The organism is Christiangramia sabulilitoris (assembly GCF_007050985.1).
GTDB lineage: Bacteria > Bacteroidota > Bacteroidia > Flavobacteriales > Flavobacteriaceae > Christiangramia > Christiangramia sabulilitoris.
On the sequence record NZ_VHSF01000004.1, the window covers coordinates 65,362 to 91,526 of the forward strand.

Annotated in this window: 23 protein-coding genes; 9 read left to right on the forward strand and 14 right to left on the reverse strand. The window is 39.4% G+C overall.

Features of this window, described 5'->3' with window-relative positions; genetic code table 11:
- The 4 genes from FGM01_RS13960 (at position 1) to FGM01_RS13975 (ending at position 4,937) form a co-directional block, all read left to right on the forward strand.
- Positions 1–756 (forward strand): sulfite exporter TauE/SafE family protein, encoded by a 756-nt coding sequence (locus tag FGM01_RS13960; protein ID WP_143411806.1) that lies wholly within the window; start codon positions 1–3, stop codon positions 754–756.
- Between the two features lie 154 nt (positions 757–910).
- A complete protein-coding gene (locus FGM01_RS13965; protein ID WP_143411807.1) occupies positions 911–1,711 on the forward strand; it encodes a 2Fe-2S iron-sulfur cluster-binding protein in 801 nt (266 codons plus the stop codon).
- 30 nt (positions 1,712–1,741) lie between these two features.
- A complete protein-coding gene (locus tag FGM01_RS13970; protein ID WP_143411808.1) occupies positions 1,742–2,728 on the forward strand; it encodes an FAD binding domain-containing protein in 987 nt (328 codons plus the stop codon).
- 25 nt (positions 2,729–2,753) lie between these two features.
- Positions 2,754–4,937: a xanthine dehydrogenase family protein molybdopterin-binding subunit gene (locus tag FGM01_RS13975; protein WP_143411809.1), complete on the forward strand. Its 2,184-nt coding sequence runs from the start codon at positions 2,754–2,756 to the stop codon at positions 4,935–4,937.
- 107 nt (positions 4,938–5,044) lie between these two features.
- Here FGM01_RS13975 and FGM01_RS14715 read toward each other — a convergent pair whose 3' ends face one another.
- The 5 genes from FGM01_RS14715 to mnmE all read right to left on the reverse strand — a co-directional run bounded on the left by FGM01_RS14715 (position 5,045) and on the right by mnmE (position 9,939).
- Positions 5,045–5,425, reverse strand: coding sequence for a histidine kinase (locus FGM01_RS14715; protein WP_143411830.1), 381 nt, complete (start codon positions 5,423–5,425; stop codon positions 5,045–5,047).
- A gap of 256 nt (positions 5,426–5,681) precedes the next feature.
- Positions 5,682–6,422, reverse strand: coding sequence for a sensor histidine kinase (locus tag FGM01_RS13985; RefSeq protein WP_341478036.1), 741 nt, complete (start codon positions 6,420–6,422; stop codon positions 5,682–5,684).
- A gap of 33 nt (positions 6,423–6,455) precedes the next feature.
- Positions 6,456–6,791, reverse strand: coding sequence for a PAS domain-containing protein (locus FGM01_RS13990; RefSeq protein ID WP_143411811.1), 336 nt, complete (start codon positions 6,789–6,791; stop codon positions 6,456–6,458).
- A gap of 114 nt (positions 6,792–6,905) precedes the next feature.
- Complete coding sequence (locus FGM01_RS13995) at positions 6,906–8,225, reverse strand: paraquat-inducible protein A (RefSeq protein ID WP_143411812.1); 1,320 nt, start codon at positions 8,223–8,225, stop codon at positions 6,906–6,908.
- 289 nt (positions 8,226–8,514) lie between these two features.
- A complete protein-coding gene (mnmE, locus tag FGM01_RS14000) occupies positions 8,515–9,939 on the reverse strand; it encodes a tRNA uridine-5-carboxymethylaminomethyl(34) synthesis GTPase MnmE (RefSeq protein WP_143411813.1) in 1,425 nt (474 codons plus the stop codon).
- A 106-nt stretch (positions 9,940–10,045) separates the two neighbouring features.
- Here mnmE and FGM01_RS14005 point away from each other — a divergent pair, with 106 nt between their 5' ends.
- A complete protein-coding gene (locus FGM01_RS14005) occupies positions 10,046–10,384 on the forward strand; it encodes a DUF4870 domain-containing protein (RefSeq protein WP_143411814.1) in 339 nt (112 codons plus the stop codon).
- A 205-nt stretch (positions 10,385–10,589) separates the two neighbouring features.
- On the opposite strand, the gene dnaN is transcribed toward FGM01_RS14005, so the two are convergent.
- The 5 genes from dnaN to FGM01_RS14030 form a co-directional block, all read right to left on the reverse strand.
- Complete coding sequence (gene dnaN / locus FGM01_RS14010) at positions 10,590–11,708, reverse strand: DNA polymerase III subunit beta (protein WP_143411815.1); 1,119 nt, start codon at positions 11,706–11,708, stop codon at positions 10,590–10,592.
- Between the two features lie 201 nt (positions 11,709–11,909).
- Positions 11,910–13,577: a gliding motility-associated ABC transporter substrate-binding protein GldG gene (gene gldG / locus FGM01_RS14015; RefSeq protein ID WP_143411816.1), complete on the reverse strand. Its 1,668-nt coding sequence runs from the start codon at positions 13,575–13,577 to the stop codon at positions 11,910–11,912.
- Positions 13,577–14,314, reverse strand: a complete 738-nt coding sequence (gene gldF / locus FGM01_RS14020) for a gliding motility-associated ABC transporter permease subunit GldF (protein WP_143411817.1) — start codon at positions 14,312–14,314, stop codon at positions 13,577–13,579. Before gldF ends, gldG begins: the two co-directional genes overlap by 1 nt.
- Before the next feature lie 140 nt (positions 14,315–14,454).
- Entirely contained in the window at positions 14,455–14,751 is a 297-nt protein-coding gene (locus FGM01_RS14025; RefSeq protein WP_143411818.1) for a putative quinol monooxygenase, read from the reverse strand.
- Entirely contained in the window at positions 14,752–15,585 is an 834-nt protein-coding gene (locus FGM01_RS14030) for an SAM hydrolase/SAM-dependent halogenase family protein (protein WP_143411819.1), read from the reverse strand. It abuts the gene before it with no gap.
- Between the two features lie 209 nt (positions 15,586–15,794).
- Here FGM01_RS14030 and FGM01_RS14035 point away from each other — a divergent pair, with 209 nt between their 5' ends.
- The 3 genes from FGM01_RS14035 (at position 15,795) to acs (ending at position 19,794) form a co-directional block, all read left to right on the forward strand.
- The gene (locus FGM01_RS14035; protein ID WP_143411820.1) at positions 15,795–16,748 is read left to right on the forward strand and encodes a PhoH family protein; all 954 of its coding nucleotides are present in this window, start codon (positions 15,795–15,797) and stop codon (positions 16,746–16,748) included.
- A 22-nt stretch (positions 16,749–16,770) separates the two neighbouring features.
- Positions 16,771–17,724 carry a phosphoribosylaminoimidazolesuccinocarboxamide synthase gene (locus tag FGM01_RS14040; protein WP_143411821.1) on the forward strand — a complete coding sequence of 318 codons (954 nt, stop codon included), beginning with the start codon at positions 16,771–16,773 and terminating at the stop codon, positions 17,722–17,724.
- 156 nt (positions 17,725–17,880) lie between these two features.
- The gene (gene acs / locus FGM01_RS14045; RefSeq protein ID WP_143411822.1) at positions 17,881–19,794 is read left to right on the forward strand and encodes an acetate--CoA ligase; all 1,914 of its coding nucleotides are present in this window, start codon (positions 17,881–17,883) and stop codon (positions 19,792–19,794) included.
- Positions 19,795–19,798: 4 nt separating this feature from the next.
- Here acs and FGM01_RS14050 read toward each other — a convergent pair whose 3' ends face one another.
- The 4 genes from FGM01_RS14050 to FGM01_RS14065 form a co-directional block, all read right to left on the reverse strand.
- Positions 19,799–20,470 carry a 3'-5' exonuclease gene (locus FGM01_RS14050; RefSeq protein ID WP_143411823.1) on the reverse strand — a complete coding sequence of 224 codons (672 nt, stop codon included), beginning with the start codon at positions 20,468–20,470 and terminating at the stop codon, positions 19,799–19,801.
- The gene (locus tag FGM01_RS14055; RefSeq protein WP_143411824.1) at positions 20,467–22,389 is read right to left on the reverse strand and encodes a DUF294 nucleotidyltransferase-like domain-containing protein; all 1,923 of its coding nucleotides are present in this window, start codon (positions 22,387–22,389) and stop codon (positions 20,467–20,469) included. The genes FGM01_RS14050 and FGM01_RS14055 overlap by 4 nt, the downstream gene beginning before the upstream one ends.
- Positions 22,390–22,429: 40 nt before the next feature.
- On the reverse strand, positions 22,430–23,512 hold the full coding sequence (locus tag FGM01_RS14060; protein ID WP_143411825.1) for a DNA topoisomerase IB: 1,083 nt from the start codon (positions 23,510–23,512) through the stop codon (positions 22,430–22,432).
- 126 nt (positions 23,513–23,638) lie between these two features.
- Complete coding sequence (locus FGM01_RS14065; protein ID WP_143411826.1) at positions 23,639–24,727, reverse strand: M42 family metallopeptidase; 1,089 nt, start codon at positions 24,725–24,727, stop codon at positions 23,639–23,641.
- 118 nt (positions 24,728–24,845) lie between these two features.
- On the opposite strand from FGM01_RS14065, the gene FGM01_RS14070 reads away from it, so the two are divergent.
- Complete coding sequence (locus FGM01_RS14070; RefSeq protein ID WP_423738352.1) at positions 24,846–25,556, forward strand: DUF4294 domain-containing protein; 711 nt, start codon at positions 24,846–24,848, stop codon at positions 25,554–25,556.
- The last annotated feature ends 609 nt before the right edge of the window (positions 25,557–26,165 follow it).

The window sequence follows — 26,165 nt, forward strand, 5'->3', positions numbered from 1 at the left end:
ATGCCCTTAGAATACCTCCCATTTATCTTTTTTATAATTGCTTTATTCTACAGTTCCGTTGGCTTTGGGGGAGGTTCCAGTTACCTGGCAATTCTTAGCCTTGTGATAACCGATTTCTACGAAATACGCTCTACAGCACTTATCCTGAATATTTGTGTGGTCTCAATCGGCACCTTCGTATATATTAAAAACGGAGTTTTAAAACCAAAACTGATATGGACTTTTTTCGTTTTAAGTATTCCTATGGCATATTTTGGAGCTATGGTAAAACTTTCTCAAACCGTATTTTTCCTCTTCCTGGGAAGTGCTCTGGTTTTGGCCGGGATCTTTATGAGTTTAAGATTTGTAAAAAGCAAACTCGAATCTCAGGAATTCTCTAAACCCAGGAAATTACTTCTTGGAGGTGGCATAGGTCTGCTTTCCGGGATCTCGGGAATAGGCGGAGGTATTTTCCTGTCTCCGATATTAAATCTTCTGAAATGGAAAGACCCAAGGATCATTGCTTCCCTGGCGTCGGTATTTATCCTGGTGAATTCGGTAGCCGGTCTTATTGGTTTAAATGTCGCCGGAACTTTTCGCCTGGATCATGATCTTGTAATAAAACTTATTATCGCAGTAGTACTTGGCGGAAGCCTGGGCTCATATCTTTCCAATAAGAAATTCAACCTGAAATTTCTGGGAATCCTTACTGCTATTCTTGTTTTCTACGTTGGCTTAAAGCTTATTCTATCAAACGGATTCGGAATTACGATATAACTTCCCATATCCTCAAAGTCTTAATTGTTTGAAGATCAATAAGATTTTTAACGAGGTTTCTCTAAATATTCTTTCTGATTAACATAATACTAACGCTTTACAAGATTTTAATCTTTAATTTTAGAAGCCTACTTACTTCCCTAATACATTTTTTATGAAAGATATTGATAAATGGAAACAGAACGCAGATCTTGAGAATCTCACCGATGACGAAAAAATGATCCTTGACGAAATGGGGTTAAGTGGGAGTTCCCGGAGAAAATTCTTAAAACAGGTTTCTGCAGCCAGTTTAAGTATCTGGGCTTCTTCATATTTTACTTCAGAATTATTTGCCAGCAATATGAAAGATCTTCCAGATAATCCACAAGTACTACTTAACGAAATTAAAGTAAATCTTAGGGTAAATGAAATGGTAAAACCATTAACCTTAGACTCCAGAATGAGTCTGCTTGATGCCTTAAGGGAAAGACTAGCCCTAACCGGGACTAAAAAGGGATGTGATCACGGCCAGTGTGGTGCATGTACGGTAATAATTGACGGTAAGAGGAACCTTTCCTGTTTAACTTTAGCGGCAACCTGCGAAGGCAAGGAGATCACTACCGTGGAAGGTCTTGTTAAGAATGGAGAAATGCATCCAATGCAAAAAGCCTTTTTAAAACATGACGGATTCCAGTGTGGTTACTGTACGCCGGGACAGATCTGTTCTTCCGTAGCATTATTAGAAGAAGCTAAAAATGGTGAAGCCAGTTATGTGACTGAAGATTTTAAAAAGATAGAGCAGAATTTAAATCTTTCTGAAGAGGAGATCAGGGAAAGAATGTCTGGAAACATATGCCGTTGCGGTGCCTATAATAATATTGTTCAGGCCTTTAAAGAAGTTCATTCCGGAAATGATGAGATGCCAACCTGGGAGTTCGCTACCCAGGAACAAATGGAGAAAGCTAAAAAAGCCTAGACCTTAGAATTAACTTTAATTGAACTGAACATGAGACCATTCACCTATACAAGTGCAACAAATAAGGAACAGGCGCTAAAGGCTACCACTAAAACTTCACATTATCTTGCCGGGGGAACTAACCTGATAGACCTAATGAAAGAAGATGTAGAGCGGCCAGACCAGTTAATAGACGTAAACAATCTTGACTATAAAAAGATCACCAGGAATGATAAGGGTGGATTAAGCCTGGGAGCCATGCTTAGTAATTCTGAGACTGCGAATCATCCTGACATTAGAAAGCAATATCCACTGCTTAGTATGGCGATGCTTTCTGCAGCTACCGCCCAGATAAGGAATATGGCGAGTAACGGTGGAAACCTATTACAGCGCACCCGCTGTCCATATTTTTTCGAGACCTCCATGCCTTGTAATAAAAGGCAACCCGGCTCTGGATGTGGCGCTTTGAACGGGAAGAATTCCCTGCACGCTATTTTTGGTTATAGTGATAGCTGTATTGCTACAAATCCATCAGATATGTGTGTAGCTCTAGCTGCACTTGGTGCTACGGTTGAAGTCGAGCAGCCCGGAGGTTCATCCAGAATGATAGAATTTACAGATTTTCATCGTTTGCCGGGAGATAAGCCCGAGAAGGACACTAATCTTGAAGAGGGCGAATTAATTACGGCTATTCACCTTACCGAACCTGTGTTTGCAGATCACTATTACTATTTAAAGATACGGGAGCGATCCAGTTATGCTTTTGCTTTGATTTCGGTTGCGGCCGGACTTCAGCTGAAAAGCGGAACTATCACTAAGGCAGGTTTGGCCATGGGCGGAGTAGCGCATAAGCCATGGAAACTTTATGATTCTGAAGAATTTCTGAAAGGCAAAAAACCTAACCAGTCCAACTTTGAGCAGGCGGCTGAGATAGCAATGAAAGACGCAAAACCTTTTGAAGCTAATAAATGGAAAGTAGATATGGGTAAAAAAGCGATTGTAAGAGCGCTTACCCAGGCATTCGAAAGAGAAGTATAGTCCAACCTCAAAATAAAAAATCATTATGAATACAGTAAAAAAATCGGGAGTTGGGCAAGCCATAGATAGGGTAGAAGGCCATCTTAAAGTAACAGGGAAGGCCAAATATGCTTCAGAATTTCCAGTAGAAAATAAGGTTTACGCACAGGGTATCAACAGTACGATCGCTAAAGGAGAAATCGTTTCCATAGATACTTCTGAAGCCGAAAAACAGGACGGAGTTTTAAAAGTTATCACCTATAAGAATGCAGAAAAACTTAAGACCTTCGATAAAGAAATGACCGCTATAGGTACAGATAGCATTGCACCGGTATTACAGAGTAACAAAGTAAATTATTACGGTGAGTATGTGGGACTGGTGGTAGCCGAAACTTTTGAACAGGCGCAATATGCCGCCCGTCTGGTGAAATTTGAATACAAAAAAGACCCCTCTGCCGTAATCAAATTTGAGGAGTCAAGATCTAAAGCCTACAATCCAGATAATGGGTCTAATTATTCTCGCGGGGATATGCAGAAAGGCCTTTCTGAAGCAGATGTGGTGGTAGAGCAAACTTATAACACCCCTATTGAGCATCATCATCCTATGGAATTGCATGCGATCATCGCCTCCTGGGATAATGGAAAGGTAATGGCCTATGCGAGTCAGCAGATGGTTGATGATGCGACGATCGCTATTTCAGCTACTTTTCAAATTCCGAAAAAGGATGTGCGGATAGTTTCAGCATTTGTTGGTGGAGGCTTTGGGTCAAAACTAAACCTTGAACGGCACGCCATCATGGCTGTGATGGCAGCAAAGATGGTGGGCAGACCGGTACAGGTTACGGTTACCAGGACGCAGATGTTTACGAATACGGGTATGCGCCAGCAAAATGAGCAAAAGATGCGGATCGGAGCTAAAAATGACGGTACGCTAACGGCGCTCTCTCATGAAACTCTTTCCCACACATCTACAAATATGGAATACCAGGAGCCCTGCGGAATGGTTTCAAAAATGCTTTATAATGTGCCTAACAACGAGGTGACCTATAAGTTGATTCCCATGAATATTCAAACTCCTTTTGCGATGAGAGCACCGGGAGAGGCCACGGGAAGTTTCGCCTTGGAATCTGCAATGGATGAAATGGCCTGGAAACTGAAAATGGATCCGATAGATTTTCGGATAAAAAATGATACGCAGACAGACCTACATGAGAACCGACCTTTTTCATCGAGACTTCTGGTGGAATGTTTAAGGATAGGTGCAGATAAATTTGGCTGGAAAGATCGAAAGATGGAGCCCGGAACTAACAAAAATGGGAACTGGCTTATTGGTTATGGCGTAAGCGCTGCTTCCAGGAATTCACCATATCAAAAAACATATTCTAAAGTGATCCTGGATCTGGAAGATGATGGTAAAGTGCATGCAACCATTCAGATGGATGCGACAGACATAGGAACCGGTAGTTATACCATAATTGCGCAAACCGCTTCAGAATATTTAAATATACCGGTTGAGCAGGTAAGTGTTGAACTGGGGGATTCAAATTTCCCAGTCACTCCGGGGTCCGGCGGATCCTGGGGAGCGGCTTCCTATTGCAATGGAGCCCGTGCAGCTTGCGAGAATGCCGTTAAAGGTTTAAAAGATAATAGAAACATTCCCCAGGATGAAGACGTGGCTTTGGCTGAACTTCTGAAAAGAAACCAGATCAAAACTTTTGAAGCTGAGGGAATGGCAGAGCCCTCCAAGGAATTTGAAGAATATTCAGTCTTTTCTTTCGGCGCTAACTTTTGTGAAGTTTGGGTAGATAAGGATACGGGAATGTACAGGATCAAAAGAATGGTAAATGTAGGTTCAGCAGGAAAAATTCTGAATCCAAAAACCGCCTACGGACAGATCATAGGGGGTCTTACTATGGGTGCAGGAATGGTGATTGCTGAAAAAACACAGGTGGAGCCTAATTTCGGGAATTTTATTACCAGATCTTTTGCAGATTATCATGTGCCGGTAAACCTTGATCTGGCCAATATAGATGTGGTGTTTCTACCTGAGGAAGATAAGATCGCCAACAAAATGGGGATTAAAGGAATTGGTGAACTGGGTATTACCAGTGTGGCAGCTTCTATCGCTAATGCAATATTCAACGCAACCGGTAAACGAATGCGTGACCTGCCTATCACCCCGGAGAAACTAATTGAAGCCGGAGTTGAAGAAGGGGTAAGTCTATCTTAATATCACAAGAAAGTTAGTCAGGTAAAAAGTTCTGGATTGATCTTATCTATTTTTAATCTAGCTAATATTCTTCTGGCATTCTGAATTACCTGAATATTTTCTGGGAATTAGGTTGAAGGACAAAAATTATTAAGGATCAATAGTATAACATTTACAACTATGATTATTCCTAGTAGAGGTGCGATCTGATATTTATCTATATTGCCAGTAATTTTAATCGATATATCTAATCTGTCACCGTAACGCAACTTTTCTAGAGCGATATAATCCTTCAGAAGGTTAATTTCTCTGGTCAACGAGATTCTGTTAGAATTACTTTCATAGATCATAAACCTAAGTAATTCAGAAAGCTTTAGAACGATCTCCGGTGATTTCGGTGAAAACTCCAAAGTATGTGAATAGAGATTATTAAAAATCTTTCTTGTTCGGTAAAGAGTGGAGTAATGTGAAACGAGACCTGGTACGAACGAATAGAAGGTAGAGCTGATATCTACAACCCAGGGAAGTGATTCATCATAATCTTAAAATTTATTGTTCCGAAAATTGCATTAAAGAAATAACCTTTAGTACGCTGGCGTTTTATTTATGATTTTAAACATTAGTTTAAAGATCCATAAAATGGAATCCTTTTTAAGGAATGTCAAAACATCAGGGTGTGTGTAAGAAATAAAATTTGGGAAATTCAATTCACCAGAGACGCTAAAAAATTATGATTTTTTTGGATGCCTTATAGATTGACCTCAATTATCTATCCTTATTTAGAGAGAAATAAACGGAAAAGGTCGAACCTTTCCCCATTTGGCTTTCCACCTTAATACTTCCGCCATTATTTTCCAGCATTCGTTTGATGATATAAAGACCCATACCTGTGCCTTCAATTTTGTGTGAAACCCTGGTGGATTTATGGAAAATAGCCTCCTGATGCTCCACGGCAATTCCAATACCGTTGTCCTGAACCTGTAAGACTAAGTGATCATCCTTCTTAAATGACGAAACGTAGATCTTTAATGGTTTCCCGGGCTTCTTATATTTAATTGAGTTTCTCAGCAGGTTGTATAAGATACTTCTTAAATTATTTCTTGAGAAGATAATTTCTGAAGTTTGAAAATCAGTAGCTATTGAAATACCATTATTAAAGATTTCAGACTTTAAAGAATGAATCACGTCCTGCGCGATGTTTTTAATATTTACCCTAATAGGTTCTCCCTCAAGTTCGGGTTGATCTTCACTTACGGATATAAAATCTTTTAACAGATCTCTCATGGCATTGGAGCTGGCCTTTAGGGTAGCTATATATTTTTCGAACTGTGGCGTATTTTGTTTGTTATAAGCATTCAATAAAGTATCAGAAAGTAAAACTATAGCCGAAAGCGGCTGCCGTATATCGTGGAAAAGAGCGTCTATTAGTGTGTGATATTCAGAATTTAACTTCTCAAGTTCTCCTAAAGCTCTAATTCTTTTAGTGATATCTACAAAGGTAATAATTACCCCATCGTTCCTGTCCTCCTCAAAAACTCTCTATGGAAGAATATTCATTTGGTACCATTTCCCGTCTGTTGTTTGTACTTCTTTCTCAAGTCTATTCCCGATTTGGATCACTTCTTCAATATTTTCAATAAGAGTGGGAAAACGAAAATTTTCCTTCACTTCATGAATATCTCTGTTTATATCCTCATCTGTAAGAGAGAATTGCCTCATGGCAGGAGGGGTGAATTTCTTCAGGATAAGATTTCCATCAATGAAAAGCTGTGGAATAATTGTATTGGCGAAGTAATTCTCTAGATCCTGATTTTTCTTATAATCATTTTCTGATTTATATTCATCAATCAATTCAGAAGTGGGGGGAAATATCATTTTTTAGAATTTTTTAAAGGTAGGTCTAATTAGAATACCATTATCTAATTATGGAAGCTTATTACATCTTAGTAAGTTCCTGCACAATAGTCTTTTAATCTGGTGATCACAATCTTAGGCAGGTATTTGTTTTTCCTGATTTATGATTTTATTTTCTAAAGAGGTGATCATTTTAAGAATGGTAGAAAGGATCAAACTGAAGAGTACGAAGGCAATGAAAATAATAAAACCGGGTTGTAAAGAGGTTCTGTTGGTGGAAATACTCACGAGGGAATCTGTATCCCGATTAACCATGGCCAGCTGGTTATCAAGTATTCCCTGGAAACCTATATAAGCCATAAAGATCGCAATGACATAAACATCTGCCATACTCCATTTTCCTGATTTAAAAGCGAAGAAGTTCAGGACCCCGTTCTTTCTTGTCTTATCATTTCCGGCCAGGTAGATTTGTGTAGCAAGTAATTTTGCAAGGGGAAAAATGATACTGAAGACAAGAATAAGAATCCCTACCACGTATGAGTCTATCTTTCCATTATTGAATAGAATTCCTATAACATCCAGGATGCTCTTACTTCTAAAGAAGATTACCTGGTCATTAAAGGTGATACTTTCCCCAATCAGTAGAAAATTAATCTGTTGAAAACGGGCATCTATTTCAATCATTGGTGCAGTAAGACCTGAAAACAGCACCACCATAGATACCAGGACTGAAATAATGAAAAGTGGTGTGTGTACCGCTTTTTGATTTCTCACCAACCACCACAGGAGAAGAAACACAACAATAATTCCCAATAAAATATAGGTGTGAAAATAGGTCTCATCCTCGAGCGAATATATTTTCTCCGGAATTTTCTCATTGAATCCGGCAAGATCTTCGACCTTATACTTATCCAAAAGAGCTTTTATTTTCAGTGTTTCTACCTGGGAATCATCATAGGTGAGGTCGCTGTATTCCTGTAACTTGCTTTTAATGACAAATTTCAATGCCTCTTTATTTTCCGGCTTTTGAATTTCATTAACGATGGTCTGGGCGAACATGGGGACAAGAGCCCTTATTTTATCTTCAGGAACCAGTGCCTTTACCGCAAATTTTTGAAGTTTAGCTTTAAGTCCTTTCTGTTTTTGATCCAGAATATCTGCTCCCTTGTCTATGCCCGCCGTTAGTATATTTTCAACCTGTTGAACCAGGGTATCCTCCTGGGCCTCTGTAAACTCGAATTCATCGATCCGGTTTAGAACCATGGTAGTAAGATGGTCCCGCCAGATGTTAACAGACATTATTCCGTGAGTGATACTGTTTAGCTCGCTGTAATCCTCTTTAATTTCTGCTGCTTCTGAAGAGTACTTAAAAATAGAATAGCTGCTCCAACCGGCCAGTAGCAGCAAAGCACCCGCGAGAAAGATTACAAGGAATTGCTGAAAGATCCTGGACATAGATGTTGGAATTTGTTAAAGGTAGTCTTTAGGATTGATTATGCAGTTACTGCAACGTACCTATTCCAACAAACGAAAAGAGATCGAAGTCTAAGAGATTAATACAGGCGAACTATTCTTTTTATCGCTTAATAGATATACCGTCAAGAAATGCTTTGATCTATAATTGCTGAATTGCGTTCCTAAAGCAAATTAACATCAAAGATGCCGGCAAAGGCTATATACTGTGAGCTTTACGTTTTGATTTGCCGAATTGGACCTGAAATCAGGATTCTCATACCAAAAAGCCTTACTTCCCAATACAAAAGTTTGCAAATATATTACCCAAAAGATCATCATTAGTGATCTCCCCGGTGATCTCTCCAAAATGATGCAGCGCCTGACGTATATCGATTGCCAGCAGGTCTCCTGAAAGATCTGCATTCAATCCATCTTCTACCTTATTGATCTCTTCCAGGGCTTGTAAAAGGGCAGCATAATGCCTGGAATTAGTTACAATAGTATCACTGTTGCGAAGTGCACCGGTGTTCACGAAATCCAGTAGTTTCTCTTTTAACTCATCAACACCCATATTGGTCTTGGCAGATAATAAAAGAAATTGCGCCCGCTCGCCGTGGCTGGAAATTTCTTCCAGTTTTACTTTTAAATTTTCAATTTCTTCCGGCGCGAGGCGATCTGTTTTATTAGCAATGATCAACAATGGTTTCTGGGGGAACTTGTTCTTGATCTTTTCAATTTCTATCCTTACTTCGTGCAGTCTCTCCCTGTTCACCGCTATTTGTGAGCTATCTACGAGATATACTACCACCTGTGCCTGGCCAATCTTTTCAAAGGTCTTTTTGATCCCTATACTTTCAACAATATCTTTAGTCTCTCTGATTCCCGCGGTATCAATAAACCTGAATCCTACGCCGCCAATGCTCATTTCATCTTCAATGGTATCCCTGGTGGTGCCGGCGATATCAGAAACGATGGCCCGCTCTTCATTAAGCAAGGAATTAAGCAAGGTAGATTTACCTACATTCGGCTCTCCCACAATGGCTACAGGAATACCATTTTTAAGGACATTGCCGGTAGCGAATGAATCGATAAGTCGTTTTAAAACAGTCTGGATTTTGGAGATTAACTCTTTGAATTGATCTCTATTGGCGAACTCTACATCTTCTTCAGCAAAATCTAGCTCCAGTTCTATAAGGGAGGCGAAATTCAATAATTCTTCTCTTAATTTCTGTATTTCATTCGAGAATCCGCCCCGCATCTGCTGCATGGCCATTTGGTGAGAAGCAGCATTTTCAGAATTAATAAGATCTGCCACCGCTTCTGCCTGACTCAGGTCCATTTTGGCGTTCAGAAAAGCACGAAGGGTAAATTCACCCGCTTCTGCAGAACGACAACCTTTTCTTAATAATAATTGAATGATCTCCTGCTGGATATAGGGGCTGCCGTGGCAGGATAATTCCACAGTTTCCTCTCCGGTATAGGATTTTGGAGCACGGAATACAGATGCCAGGACCTCGTCGATGGTTCTCTCGCCATCCATTACATTTCCAAGGTGAATGGTATGAGTTGGTTGTCCTGCCAGGTCTTTCCTGCTTTTTGCTTTGAAAAGGGGAGAGACAATATTTATGGCATCGGGTCCCGAAACTCTTATAACCGCAATGGCACCGGCACCTGAAGGTGTGGCCAGTGCAACAATAGTATCATTCAATTTCATAAGGCAAATTTAAAAAAGAATTCATGGATTGGTCTATTTATGTAACAAAGCTCTGGAACAGGCGTCTTTTAAGTATAGTAATTAACCAACCATCAATAAATTAACCATGAGAGAAGACAATCAAATGCTGGTCATGACCCATTTAAGTCAGTTACTGGACCTGGTCACGGGAATAGGCGGTTTTATAGTGCCGTTGATACTATGGCTTACTCAAAAAGACAAAGTAGCTGGAATGGATATGCACGGCAAAATGATCCTGAATTTCCAGATTAGTCTTTTTATTTATTCGATAATTAGCATTCCTCTGATCCTTCTTCTTGGACTCGGGATCTTTCTACTTATCATCATCGGGCTCATAGCGCTGATATTCCCAATTATGAACGCAATTAAGGTTAGTAACGGTGAATTGCCTTATTACCCATTGACCATAGAGTTTTTAAAATAACAGTAAACATCGGCATCCTGAATTTATTGCAGGATCTCAGCTTAAAGATTTTAAGTAATAGAACCATAAACTCCCGAAGGCTCGGGAAAGTTTCAGGAATTAAAGCTTAGTTAGTTGATTTTTTTAGTTAGCAATAAAAAGCCCGTTCAAATGAATGAACGGGCTTTTTTATTTTTTATCGCTTACTGCAACCAAAAATTGCCTTTTAGTTATTCAGCATAACCGGCATTACCAGCATAGTGATCTTTTCTCCAGGATCCAGACCATCTACTGGAGTCAGGATTCCTGCTCTGTTTGGCAAGCTCATTTCAAGCATTACCTCGTCTGCAGTAAGATTACCTAACATCTCGATAAGGAATCTCGAATTGAAACCTATTTGCATGTCATCTCCCTGGTAAGAACAGGTCAAACGCTCTTCAGCCTTATTGCTGTAATCCACATCTTCTGCAGAAATATTCAGCTCGGCCCCGGCAATTTTCAATCTAACCTGGTGGGTGGTTTTATTTGAGAAAATAGAAACCCTTCTTACAGAACTTAAGAACTGGTTTCTTTCTATAGTCAGTTTATTTGGATTCTCTTTGGGAATTACCGCCTCGTAATTAGGATACTTTCCATCGATTAATCTACAGATAAGCTGGGTCTCGTCAAAAGTGAATTTCGCATTAGAATCGTTATACTCAATAAGTACATCAGATTCACTTCCGGCGAGAATACCTTTTAGCAGATTCAAAGGCTTTTTAGGCATAATGAATTCGGCTGTCTGGCTGGCTTTGATGTCATCTCTGGAGTATTTTACCAGTTTGTGAGCATCTGTAGCTACAAAAGTAAGTCCGTCTTCAGAAAACTGAAAGAAAACTCCGCTCATGACCGGTCTCAGGTCATCATTTCCTGAAGCAAAGATTGTTTTTGAAATGGCAGATGCAAGAATATCAGCTTCTACAACTGTACTGCTTGGTTCTTCAAGTTCTACCGGGTTAGGGAATTCCTCACCATCAGCATATGCAAGGGCATATTTACCGTGGTTTGAACTTAGTTCTATGGTATTGTTATCTTCAACTACAAAGGTTAAAGGTTGCTCCGGAAAGGTTTTCAGGGTGTCTAAAAGAAGTTTTGCGGGAACGGCAATTTTACCTTCAGAATCAGATTCCACCTTAAGCTTTGCAGACATAGTAGTTTCCAGATCTGAAGCAGAAACCGTCAACTCGTCGTGATTAAGGTCAAAAAGGAAATTGTCTAAAATTGGTAATGTATTGCTGTTGTTAATTACCCCTCCAAGTATTTGTAGCTGTTTCAGCAGGTAATTGCTGGATACAATAAATTTCATCGGCTTTTATTGATTAATTTGAATCAATTACAAATATATTTTAATAAGTCAAAAATAAGGGGCTCTTACCCGAGTTTTTATTAACAGACTTTCTTGTTGTAAATGCCGTAAAACACTGTAAAATAAATAATTGTGAAATCAATCTGAATAAGAATTGTTAATATGTAACCGTAAAAAGGGATAGCAGATCCCGGGAATGTCCTACTTCACATATTTCTTTCTTCGGTAGAACCGGTAACCAAATCCAAAAATTAGTAACAGTAAAACTGGACCGGCAATATTGATAACCTGCCACTTTTCTCTATCCATGGCCGTTTTTTCTTTATCCAGGAAGGCGAGGTTTATTTCCTTACTTCTAATATCTATTAATCCGGTATCGTCCAGCAGGTAATTCACTGAATTTAAAAGGAATTCCTTGTTGCCGTAAGTGTTCCCGGTATATCGCTGAAAACCTAATTCCAGGGGTTTTCCAGCCTGCAGATCGTTTTTGATCACATCGCCATCAGACACCACCAGCATCTTTGATTCTTTACCCTGGTCAAGATGATCTGGAATTTTAAATGGCTTGATCCTGTTTTTATAAACAGACCTGAATTTTCCTTCCAGTAAGACCGCCAATGCCTGCTCCCCGTCATCATAAGTGCTTACATCCGGTTTTTCACCTATCACATCGAGGCTGATCTGTGCCGGTACTCCCTCCAGTTTGGTTCGCGGAGAACTACTTAGCAGAATAGTTTTTTCTATATCATTTGAAAGGGTATCTATAGGATTGGCGTATTCGAATTTTACGGCCTCAATATTCTTGATAACCGGGTGACCCACAGGTGAACTGGTTAATGGACTATAGAACCAGGGATAGGGGTTAAACCTGGTGTCATTGCCACTTCCGCTGGCCAGGATGATAGGAGCAGAATACAGGTCATTGACGATTGCCGGGTTAATGCGCAACCCATAGGAAAAGAAATAATCGCCAAGATTTAGATTCCTGGGCAGGGCTATGGCGCTTCCTCGTTCATTAAAGAGACTATCTGTTTCCATATTGGTCACCTCAGCCAGCCACAGGATCTTTCCTCCATTCATCAAATATTGATCGAGTATATATTTCTCGTTTTCTGTGTAAGGCTGCGTTGGTTTCGGTTCCAAAATAAGGTCGTATTCCTTTAGTTCCTGCAATGTCTTTTGAGGAGCTGTTGTTGCTGAATCCAGGGTAAAAGGAGCCATGTAGTAATATTGCTGAATGGTTCTGACAAAATCAGCGATTTTTGCATCAGGTAATTCCCCGTTACCGCGCATTACCGCAATCTTCTTTGCTCGTGGATAGACCAGTTTACTCAGCCCGTCGGCGAAAACATACTCCAGCTGCTGTACCGAAGAATTCACTCTTTCCTCGTCTGTAGCGCCTATTTGATTTTTTAGCAACGGGATTTTTACAGTCCTGTCCCCGTAATTCGCAATGGCCCATGGAAAGATGATACTTTCACTGTTTTTACCATTTTCCTGAACATTTAATCTGGCCGGCGTCATGCCCAACTTGTAAAATTCTTCAGCGATCGCATTGGCATCATCACCTTCGGCTAAAGGATCGATAAAATTAAATTTAAGGTTTCGGTTCAGGGCTGAAAATTCTTCCAGTATCTGGCGGGTTTCGTTGCTTAATCTTCTGAATTCCGAAGGAAAACTACCTTCTAAAAATACATCGATCACAATGGGTTCATCTATATCTTCAATTATATTCTTTGCAGCCGGAGACAGGCTGTAACGCTGGTCCTGGGTAAGGTCTAATCTCAGGTAAAATTCTGTAGCGAGCCAGTTGGTGCCAATCAGAATTGCGATTAAAACAAGGATGGATTTTATCTTACCTGCCTGCATTACTTTAGGTTTCTTTTAGCGGAAAGATTGATTTCTGTCAGTTTCAGAAATATGAACATCAAACTTAAAAAATAGATCAGGTCGCGGGTATCTACCACACCGCGGCTAATGCTTTTATAGTGGAAATTTATTCCGAAGTATTCGATCAAATAACCTGAGGTGCCAAAAATATCTGTCTGGCTGATGGCTTCAAAAGCATAAAAACTAATAAAGCCAAGAAATACTGCTAATAAAAATGCCACGATCTGGTTAGAAGTTAAACTTGATGCAAAAATACCTATGGCTGCATAACATCCACCTAAAAAGATCAAACCAATGTATGAACCAATGGTTGCGCCCACATCAAAATTCCCGACTGGTTTTCCAAGCTGCTGGATGGTCAGGACATATAAAAAGGTAGGGACGATCGCCAGGATTACCAGAACGATAACAGCCAGGTATTTGCCCAGAATAAGTTTCCATAGTCCAATGGGTTTGGTAAGCAGGAGCTCCATAGTGCCCATTCTTGTTTCTTCAGAAAAAGTTTTCATGGCTATAGCCGGAATCAGGAATAAAAAGATCCATGGAGCCAGGCTGAATAAAGGTTTCAGATCTGCGAAGCCACTATCCAGAATGTTATATCCACCTCTAAAGACAAAAAGAAAGAAGCCGCTGGCAATTAGAAAAAGTCCAATAACCAGATATCCCGTTAGGGATGAGAAAAAAGATCGTATTTCTTTATTGAATATGGTGAGCATACTTCCTAATTATCAATTATCCATTATCTGTCCTGTATTTAATTCAATGTCATTTCGACCGAACGAAGAATTCCTTTCAACCTTTATTTTCCACATTTCAACTGCGCTCAGTGTGATATTCTCAATATTAACTCTAAAACCTATTCCAGGCTAACCAACTTATCCACACTCCAGGCTTCCGGTTTCTCGTTGAATAAAATTTTGGTATCAGCCCAAACGGTTTTGAATAGATCAGATTTTCTGTAATTCTCCAAAGCCTGTTCATCCTTCCAGTAAGAATACGTGAAAAAACGGTTTGTATTGTCTTTATCTCTATAGAGTTCAAGAAATTCACAACCTTCAAAATTGCGTATCCTGGATTTAACTTCTTCAAAATTATTCAGAAATTCTTCAATCTTCCCGGGCTCAAAACCCATTTTCACAATTCTCACGAACATCTAATCAAAATTTACTGTTATGGTATCCCGGTATTCCAATCCAAATAAGCTTGCCGCGCTTCCCACGGTACTCGGATTGCTCTTATACATCGCCAGTTCGATATATCCCGCCGAATTAAAAACAGCTAACTTTTTACCGTCCTCCTCCTTGCGTTTTTCTTTTTCAATATCAAAATTAATGGCGTGGCTGTAGGTCTCATAGATCACATTAAAATTCACGTTGCGCGCACTGATCTTAAAAGCCCGGCCTTTGCCGATACTTTCGAAAAGTTTTCGTGAAATATTTGTGATCACGTTCCCATAGTTATCAACATATATCACATGGCCAAGAATCTGATTCTTTTCAGAATTAATTATAGGCTCAAACTGTTTTGTATACTTTATCTGGCTAACGCTTTTACCTATTACTTCGAGGGTACCGCCGCGGGCGATATGGCAGGCCACCTTTACAAATACATCCAGTACTGGAAAATTCGTCTGTATTTTGTCGTGTATATTGATCTCTACGATTTTTTCCGGCCTTATTTCTGAAGCCAGCAGGGAAAGGATTCCGTTATTCGCGCATATAAAGAAATGCTCATCCAGTTTAACGGCCAGGTGTTTGTTTTCCGGGGTAAGTTCAGAATCTATACCTATGATATGGATGGTGCCTTTAGGGAAACTCTTGTAGGCGTTCTTGATGATATAGGCTGCCTCGCTTATATGGAAAGGCGAAACCGAGTGCGAAATATCAACAATTCTCACATCACTTAATTCGCTGTATATAGCTCCTTTAACCGCACCAGCGAAATAGTCTTTCTCCCCGAAATCGGTCGTTAAAGTAATGATTGCCATAGGCGATTGTTAATATTTTTTTAATCTGAGACTGGTTATTTTACTTAAGTTTGTATAGAAGGCGAATATAATTTTATTTTTAGTGATTCGCTTAGGCTTAATGGTAAAAAATACCATAATTTCGGTTTCAAAATTAGGATTTTGAAACGCGAAGGACAAATTAAAATAACCTGAAAATTTGTAATGCTTCATCTTAAAAACCACAGCTTTTGAACGAACTTCTTATTGAACTCTCAGAAATTAGTCCCAGAGAATTTTTCGGGCAGCAAAACGAACACATCGAGCTTTTAAAAAAGTATTTCCCAAAACTAAAGATCATCGCCAGGGGTAGTAAGATACGCGTCTTTGGAGATGAGGAAATGCTGGAAGAATTCGATAAACGTTTTTCCATGTTAATGGATCATTTTGGGAAGTACAATAAGCTGGACGAAAATGCCATAGAAAGGGTTTTAACCAGTAATAGTGAGAATGATTATGCAAGCTCCAAGGAAAGCGGGGAAACCATAGTTCACGGCGTTAGCGGAAAGGTGATTAAAGCACAAACCGTTAATCAGCGCAAACTGGTTGAGCTTTCTAAAAAAAATGATCTTGTTTTTGCCATTGGACCGGCCGGAACCGGAAAAACATATACTGGTGTTGCCCTGGCGGTAAAGGCATTAAAAGAAAAGCAGGTAAAAAGGATTATTTTGACAAGACCGGCAGTTGAAGCCGGAGAAAACCTGGGATTTCTTCCGGGAGATCTAAAGGAAAAACTTGATCCTTACATGCAGCCGCTTTATGATGCTCTTCGAGATATGATCCCGCATGAAAAGCTGGAAGTCTTTATTGAAAAAGGAGTGATCCAGATTGCCCCGCTGGCATTTATGCGTGGACGTACTTTAGATAACGCGTTTGTAATTCTGGATGAAGCACAAAATACCACTCACGCGCAAATGAAAATGTTCCTTACGCGAATGGGTAAAAATGCAAAATTCATGATCACTGGAGATCCGGGACAAATCGATCTTCCGAGGAGAGTTATTTCAGGATTAAAAGAAGCATTACTAGTACTTAAAGATGTAAAGGGGGTTGGCACGGTCTACCTCGATGATAAGGATGTTATAAGACACCGCCTGGTGAAAAAGATCATTGCCGCCTACAAAACAATAGAACACAACGATTAATTTTAAAAAGAATCAGCTCTTTATGAGTAATACCATCATTAAAACAAATTTCAATTTTCCGGGTCAGATTTCGGTATATAAAGGTAAGGTAAGGGATGTTTATTCCCTTGAGAATGACAGATTGGTCATGATCGCCTCAGACAGGCTTTCGGCCTTTGATGTGGTTATGCCTAAAGGAATTCCCTACAAAGGCCAGATCCTGAACCAGATCGCTACGAAAATGATGGAAAAAACCAGTGATATTGTACCAAACTGGCTGGATGCAACTCCAGATCCTAATGTTGCCGTGGGCAGAAAATGCGAGCCTTTTAAAGTGGAGATGGTGATTCGAGGTTATATGTCTGGTCATGCCGCCCGCGAATATAAAGCAGGCAAGAGAGAATTATGCGGGGTTCCCATGCCTGAGGGTATGAAGGAGAATGATAAATTTCCTGAACCAATAATTACACCGGCAACTAAGGCAGAGCATGGAGATCACGATGAAGATATATCACGTCATGATATTTTTGAACGAGGCATTGTTTCTGAAGAGGATTATTTAAAGCTGGAAGAATACACCCGCAAATTATTTCAACGCGGGACAGAGATCGCGGCCAAACAGGATCTCATACTTGTGGATACCAAGTATGAGTTTGGAAAAACTGCTGATGGTAAAATAGTTCTTATCGATGAAATCCATACTCCAGACTCTTCAAGATATTTTTATAAAAAGGGATATGAAGAAAGACAGGAACGGGGAGAAGCCCAAAAACAACTATCAAAAGAATTTGTAAGACAGTGGTTAATAGCTAATGGTTTTCAGGGTCTGGAAGGCCAGACCGTACCAGAAATGAGTGATGATTATATTGAATCTGTTTCTGAAAGATATATAGAGTTGTATGAAAATATTACCGGGGAAGAATTTAAAAAAGCAGATGTTTCAAATATTGAGTCCAGAATTAAAAATAACGTAGAGAACTATTTAAAGAATATATAGAGGCATTTTTTAGAAAACGGCCCTTACTTCTAACAAATCTAAATTTTCGACCTTTTTTTAGTAAGACAATACTTTTTTGATTCCTTTGGTTTTAATAATTTTAAAGACAGAACCGGTACAGCCGGTTTTGTCTTTTTTTATTAAACCAACTGAAATATGAGTAATTATCACATAAAAAATCTGGAGGAGTACTTTCAGGTATATCGGAAATCTGTTAGCGAACCTGAAAATTTCTGGCAGGAAGTGGCTGAAGAGCATTTCGTCTGGAGAAAAAAATGGGATAATGTTTTGAGTTGGGATTTTACCAAACCTGAAGTGAAATGGTTTGAAAATGCAAAACTGAATATAACCGAGAATTGTATAGATCGCCACTTGTTAGCCCAGGGAGATAAAACAGCGATTATCTGGGAACCGAATGACCCACAGGAAAAAGCCTTACATCTAAGTTTTAAAGAGCTTCACAAAAAGGTAAATCAATTTGCCAATGTTTTAAAGGAAAACGGCATTAAAAAAGGAGACCGGGTTTGTATTTATCTGCCAATGATCCCGGAGCTTACATTTGCGGTACTTGCCTGTGCACGGATTGGTGCAATTCACTCGGTGGTCTTTGCAGGATTTTCAGCTTCCGCGCTTGCTACCCGCACTTTAGATGCAGATTGCAAAATGATGATCACATCAGATGGATCTTATCGCGGCGAGAAAACCATCGATCTGAAAGGTATTGTAGATAAGGCCTTAGAAGAATGTCCCGATGTGAAAACAGTGCTTGTGGCGAAAAGGACAGGCTCAGAGATACACATGAAGGAAGGTAGGGATAAGTGGCTCGAACCTCTTATGGAAAATGCTTCAGAAGAATGCCCTCCCGAGGTAATGGACGCCGAAGATCCTTTATTCATCCTGTACACTTCTGGATCTACAGGCAAACCTAAAGGTATGCTGCATACGACTGCAGGATATATGGTCTATTCAGCTTATACCTTTAAGAATATCTTTAATTATCAGGATAATGATGTCTACTGGTGTACGGCCGATATTGGCTGGATCACAGGGCATTCATATATAGTCTACGGTCCACTCCTTAACGGAGCAACCACGGTCATGTTCGAAGGAGTACCATCCTTTCCCGATTTTGGCCGATTCTGGGAAATTGTGGAAAAACATAAAGTTAACCAGTTCTATACTGCTCCAACCGCGATAAGGGCTCTAGCCAAGAAGAATTTGGAATATGTGGATAAATACGATCTTTCATCTCTTAAGGTACTTGGAACGGTGGGAGAGCCAATCAATGAAGAGGCCTGGCACTGGTATGATAATAATATTGGAAAAAATAAGAGCCCAATTGTTGATACCTGGTGGCAGACTGAAACCGGTGGAATTATGATATCACCAATCCCTTTTGCCACACCTACAAAACCTACCTTCGCTACATTACCTTTTCCCGGAATTCAGCCGGTTCTGATGGATGAAAAAGGGGAGGAGATAAAAGGGAATCAGGTTGATGGAAGATTATGTATAAAATTCCCCTGGCCTTCGATGGCCAGAACTATATATGGTGACCATGAGCGCTACCGTGACACTTATTTTTCTGCTTTCGAAAATAAATATTTTACGGGTGACGGAGCCCTACGGGATGAAACAGGCTATTACAGAATTACCGGTAGGGTAGACGATGTAATTATTGTTTCTGGTCACAATCTGGGAACGGCACCTATAGAAGATGCGATTAATGAGCATCCGGCGGTCGCAGAATCTGCAATTGTTGGGTTCCCGCATGAAGTAAAAGGGAATGCTTTATATGGGTTTGTTATTCTGAAAGAAGCCGGTGAGTCAAGGAACCAGGACAATCTCAGGAAAGAGATCAATCAACAAATTTCAGATAAAATAGGTCCTATTGCTAAACCAGATAAGATCCAGTTCGTGGAAGGTTTGCCTAAAACCAGAAGTGGTAAGATCATGAGGAGGATCCTACGAAAGATCGCTTCAAAAGATACCTCAGATCTGGGGGATACTTCGACTTTACTGAATCCCGAAGTTGTAGAGGATATAATTACCGGTTCAGAAAAAATGTAAAAACTTAATTTTTGAAGAGATCTTTCAGCCGGAAATTCTTGTCTTTGGACAACCGGCTTAAAAGCTTCATAAAGATAAGTGCAGTTATATAGGCATCTCCTGAGGCTGTATGTCTGTCTGTAAGATCGATATTATAGGCTTCAGCGATCTCATCCAGAGTATAGGATTTTTCCCGGTCTATCAAATTAGTAGCGATCCTGGTACTTTTATATAAAATAGCGGTATCCAGAATTTTATTTTTTAGTTTGGGCAGCCCATGTCTGCCAAGAGCCTTATTGATCATCTTTACGTCAAAACCGGCATGATGAGCAATTAATACTGAATTTTGAATATAAGATAGAAATTTCTTTAGGGCTTCCAGTTCAGTGATTTTCTGAAACCGTTCATTCTGTATGATTCCATGGATCTTTACCGTCTCGGGATTGAACTTGGTTTGCTTTAGGAATACTTCAAAATTATCACTGATTTCGATACTTTTATTTTCTACACGCAGAGCCCCAATACTAAGGATACGGTCCTGTTTAAAATCAAACCCGGTTGTTTCAGTATCAAAAACAACGAACCTGGTGTCTGAAACTTTTTCAGGAAGCTTTTCTTCAAAACTTTTGGCATAATTCTGCCAGAAGAAAGGAAGATCTTTCCGGGGCTTATTTTTTTTGAACCATTTCTTGATCATAAGTAATAGGTTGCTTCGTACCTGAGCTTTATAAGTTCCTGTATTTCCTTAATGGTCTTAAAGCATCTTTTCAGTTTTATTTTGTCCTCTTTTCCCAGATCTTCCAGGTTAATAAACCTTCCGTTATCCTTATTTTTTAATCCCTGTCTGGTTCGAAATTTAATTAATGCCCGTGAAGAATATGCACAAGCCTGGTATAGCTCCTTATTATTTGGTTCCAGTTGAGCCAGCTTTTCGAATCTTGCCGAGGTATTACTAATATTTTTCACCCTGTGCTCGAGGATAAGCAACCTGCCGGCATCGGTTAAAGGCATAACTCCCCTTTTCTTGATGTCGAAAAGATCTTTTTTCTCACCATCCTGCTCCACCAGGAACTGTCTGAAAAATCCTAAAGGCGATGGGTTTCTTAAAGCCTGGGCAGCCAGGCGGTTCAGGAAATTTCTATTTCCCTTTAAAATCTCGTAAATATGATCTGAAAGGGCATTGGTAAGTTTTACATTACCATAGGAAATATCATAATCAAAGAAAATCTGACATAGCAGGATCTCATCATTTCCAGAAGTTGTTACCCATTGTGAAAATTGTTCCTTCCATTCAGAAAGAGAAAGACAATATTTGGGATTTCTGGCCATCATCTCGGCTGGACAAAATTCATATCCTATTATATTGAGTCTTTTGGTCACCTTTGTAGCCAGCTTCAGAAAATAAGCCCTTGTTTCTTCCAGTTTTTCTTCCGGGACATCTTCAAAAACAAGCGCATTGTCCTGGTCTGTATGCAGCAATTGTTCTTTCCTTCCCTGGCTTCCCAGCGACATCCACGCAAAACCTGCTGGGGGCGGTGTATCCAACTTAGCAATGCAGCGTTCTATAGTTCGCTTTATAGTGGCATCGTTAAGCTCAAAAATAATGTTGGAAATATGGGTAAGCGGAATATTACTTTTTAAATATCCATTAAGCAGTACCATTATTTTGCTCCTTATTCTCTTTAGCTTTTTTGTACTGCTGGCCCTGTTTATGGCTTTCATTAGTACTGCCGGGTTATTACCCTGCGATACTAAAATATCATGTTCAGAAACAATACCTTTAACCCTGGTATTAGGCGTTCCATCTGCTGTTATACATATATGGTTGATGTTGTGTTTCATCATGGTGAGTTGGGCCTGGGCAATGGTCAAACCTTTGGAATAGCATATCACCGGCGAATTCATCACTTTGCCTATTGGTTTTTTGATTTCGAACTTACCCGTTGCCACTAATTCTCTCAGGTCCACATCGGTTACAATACCAACCGGTTTTTCTTCTTCCACCACCACTACTGAGCCTACCTTTCTATTTGTCATTAGTATAGCAGCCTTCTGGATACTGGTGTCCGGAGATACAGTTACCATTTTTTTGATAATGGGGATTGGCTGAAGTTCAAAAAGCGCTTCTTTTTTGAAAACTATTTCGTTTTCATCGGCAACCAGTTTGCCACGATGTTCATTTGAATAAGGGTTTCTGGTATTGGAAGCAAAACTTTCCATTAAAAAGTCTCCTACCTGCGGATTACTAATAGCATAGGGTTTGAAAATATCCAGGGGGATGGCATAGATTACACTTTCTTCATCTGTTACCGCATTGATTTGGTAGTTCTCCTTCGCAAATAAGGGCCTTAAACCAAAAATATCACCCTCATCACATTTATCGATAGTTTCAGGTTCCTTAGAATCATCCACTTTTTGTAGGTCTACAGCTCCTTTTTGAACTATGTAAAAATAATTGTGTACCTGCTCATCCCTGGCAAAGATCGTTTTGCCCTGTTCAAAGTACATTACCCTTACCTCATTTGCGATCAATTTAAGATGGCTTCGCTCCATTAATGAGAAAGGAGGAAAGTCACTTAAAAAATCGGCAATTCTGGAGGCGATGGAATTAGTCATGGCCCAAATTTATCTGAAATAAGATTAAAATCGAATTTAATCAATCTTCAATTTCAATTTCATAGTCCTGAATTAGTTTGTGAATGGCTTTTTCAGTTTCTGAAAGTTGAGAATAGACCGGCTTTTTTTCTTCATCTACTTTTTTGAAATAAGGGACGATTTCCCCGGTCTCATAGGTTTTAATGATCTGTGGATGCACATAGTAGCTCCGGCAAACGGCCCTGGTGTTGCCCAAACCTTCTGCAGCGGCATCGAATCCTGCCAGGATATTTTTCTTTTGTTCTTTTTCCTCTTCAGTATAACCAAATTCCAATAAGGTCTCAAAAAAGATTTTGGTAGCAGACCAGGTTCTAAAGTCCTTTGCCGAAAAAATTTCTCCACTAAGTTCGTGGATATATTCATTGATCATTTCACTATTAATACTCTGTTTTTCACCATCCTCATTATAAAACTTGAATAACTCCCATCCGGGAATTTCCTCGCATTGATTTATAAGGCCAATCAATCTTTTATCTTCAATGGTAATAGAATGTTCTTTTCCTTTTTTTCCGACGAATTCAAATTTGATTCCGTCTTTATATGGTTTTACATGTTTAGTTCTGAATGTAGAAAGGCCGTAGGTTTTATTGTTTTTAGCATAATATTGATTTCCAATTCTAATGTGCGTTTCTTCCATTAACCTTATTACTATGGCCAGAACTTTTCGCTTAGGCATTCCCTCTAATAAAAGGTCTTTTTCAACCTGCTTCCTGATTTTTGGAAGAACTTTGCCGAAAGCAGCCATTTTAAAAAATTTGGTTTGATTCCTGATCTTTGACCAGTTTGGATGATACATATATTGCTTGCGGTCTTTTTCGTCACGGCCTACCACCTGCAAATGACCATTCGGGAAATGTGTGATCCTTACCTTCTTCCAGGCTGGAGGGATAACCAGACTTTTGATACGGTCCAGGACTTTGGTGTCTTCAATTTTTTCATCTTTCTTATAGTAGGCAAACCCTCTTCCAACTTTTTTTCTGCTTATGGAGAGATGCTTTTCAGAAACATATCTAAGATTGGCAAGTTTTACCGCTTCATGGGGATCATTCATCACCGTTTCTGCATCTTCAGGAGTCAGCGTCATCTTTTTTCTTTAAATATAGGCTGAATAAAACCTCATTTTGTTTAAAGAACTGTGAAACTTTTTACTTAAAAAAAGAAAAACTCCCTGAGAACAGGGAGTTTAACAGAAAATTGTGACATGTGTAGATTATTCGAAATAGCTAAAAGTGTCTCCCGATTTGATCTTTAAAATAGACTCATATATCAAATTGATCACATTTTCAACATCATCCCGGTGTACCATTTCTACCGTAGTATGCATATAGCGCAGAGGTAAAGAAATAAGAGCAGAAGGCACTCCACCGTTGCTATAAGCAAAGGCATCTGTATCTGTCCCTGTAAATCTTGAAGAAGCATGACGCTGGAAAGGAATTTTCTTTTCTTCTGCCGTGTCGATGATCAATTCCCTTAATTTATTTTGAACCGCCGGTGCATAGGATATTACCGGCCCATCACCGATCTTATTCAAACCATTGGTTTTCTTTTCGATCATAGGGGTAGTGGTATCGTGAGTTACGTCTGTCACTATGGCAACATTGGGCTGGATTCTATGAGTGATCATTTCTGCCCCCCTTAAACCAATTTCTTCCTGTACAGAATTTGTAACATAGAGACCAAAGGGCAACTGCTGATTATTTTCTTTTAATAATCTGGCTACCTGGGCGATCATAAAACCACCAATTCTGTTATCTAAAGCGCGACACACAAATTTATTTTCATTCAGAATAAAGAATTCATCGGGATAAGTGATCACACAACCTACATGTACTCCCAGTTTCTCGACTTCCTCCTTATTATTGCAACCCACATCGATGCAAATGTTGTCCATTTTTGGAGACTGTTCTTTCTCTTTATCCCTGGTATGAATGGCCGGCCACCCAAAAACACCTTTTACAATACCTTTTTTGGTATGAATATTTACTCTTTTAGATGCTGCGATCTGGTGATCACTACCACCATTACGAACTACATAGATAAGGCCTTCATCGCTTATATAATTCACATACCAGGAAATTTCATCAGCATGTCCCTCTATTACTACCTTATATTCAGCTTCCGGATTTATAACTCCTACTGCTGTACCGTAGGTGTCGGTAATGAATTCATCCACATAAGGTTTCAGGTATTCCATCCAGAGTTTTTGACCTTCGGCTTCATAACCCGTTGGTGCAGCATTATTAAGGTAAGTTTCCAGGAATTCTAATGATTTTTTATCCAGTACTTTACTTTTCTTCATAGTTCAAATAAATTTTTACGAATTTAAAAAGTTTTAGATTGGTGACAACCTGCTATTGATTAATTTTGGAATGATTTTGGTTTAATCGAATACTATATAGATTGAAATAGAAACTTTTGTGCGTACATACATATATATATTAATCCTAATGCTTGGCTTTAATGCCGTGGGCCAGAAATCCACACGGTCTTTCCAGAAAGATAGTGTCGAGAATGATACTATTGAAAAAATGTATATGATCATCGAAGGAGACTCCGTACCCAGGGAAGCAATAGACCTGGAAGAGGTGGTTTTGCTTCGGAAGTTAAAATTTGGTTCCAACCTGGATAGAAAAAGGTATTTGATTCTGCGCAGGAAGACTCGGAAGGTTTATCCTTATGCAAAGCTGGCTTCCGAAAGATTGGTAGAATTGAATTCCCGTTTAGATGATATAAAGACTAAAAGAGCAAGAAAGAAATATACCAAAATCGTACAGGACTATATTGAAGACGAGTTTTCTGCAGAACTTAAGAAATTAACCAGGACCGAAGGGCAGATCCTTGTCAAGCTGATCCACAGGCAAACCGGTATAACAACTTATGATCTGGTCAAGGAGCTGAAGAGCGGGTGGAGAGCCTTCTGGTATAACACTACCGCTAGTATGTTTGATATTTCATTAAAGGAAGAATATCATCCGGAATCTAACCAGGAAGATTTTTTAATAGAGGATATTTTACAAAGGTCTTTCCGGGATAATATTCTAGAGCGCCAGGATAGCGTTCTTGATTTTGAGTACCTGGAATTAAGTGATAAATGGAATAAAACTTCCTCTGGTAAAAAAAGCAGTTGAAATCTTCTTTTACTTAGTTCTGTTTCTCAGCCAGTTACTTTCCAATCTTAAATTTTTCTAAAATAACTTCATTTTTTATTTGGTTTCAAGAAAGAAGTTGGTGTATATTTGCAGCCGCTTTGAGAGCAAGGCGAAAGTTCATTGAGCGTAGTATTGACGGGGATTTCGGGCTGATCAGGCTTTCGGAAAATTAAATTAAAATTTATTGATTTTAGTTTGGTGGAAAGAAAAAAGGGGTTGTATATTTGCAGCCGCTTTGAGAGTAAGGCGGGAAGTTCACTGAAAGTACTGAGACTGGGGCATGTGAAGCGAAACGCGCTTCAAAAATTAAATAAAATCTTTTTAGTTTTTATTTGGTTGGAGAGCAAAAGTCGTTTTATATTTGCACCCGCTTTGGAAACAAAGCGATGTTCATAAGGGTAGATGGGAGTTGAGAGATTGACTTTGAAGCTTTTAAAACAAACTAAAAATTTTATTAAAAAAGTTTTGGTTGGTAAAGAAAAAGCGTTGTATATTTGCACCCGCTTTGAGACAGAGCAACAGTTCACAAAAACAGACTGAAATTAAGAGAAACCGCCAGACGGGGCGATAAAGAAGGGGTTCGAATCC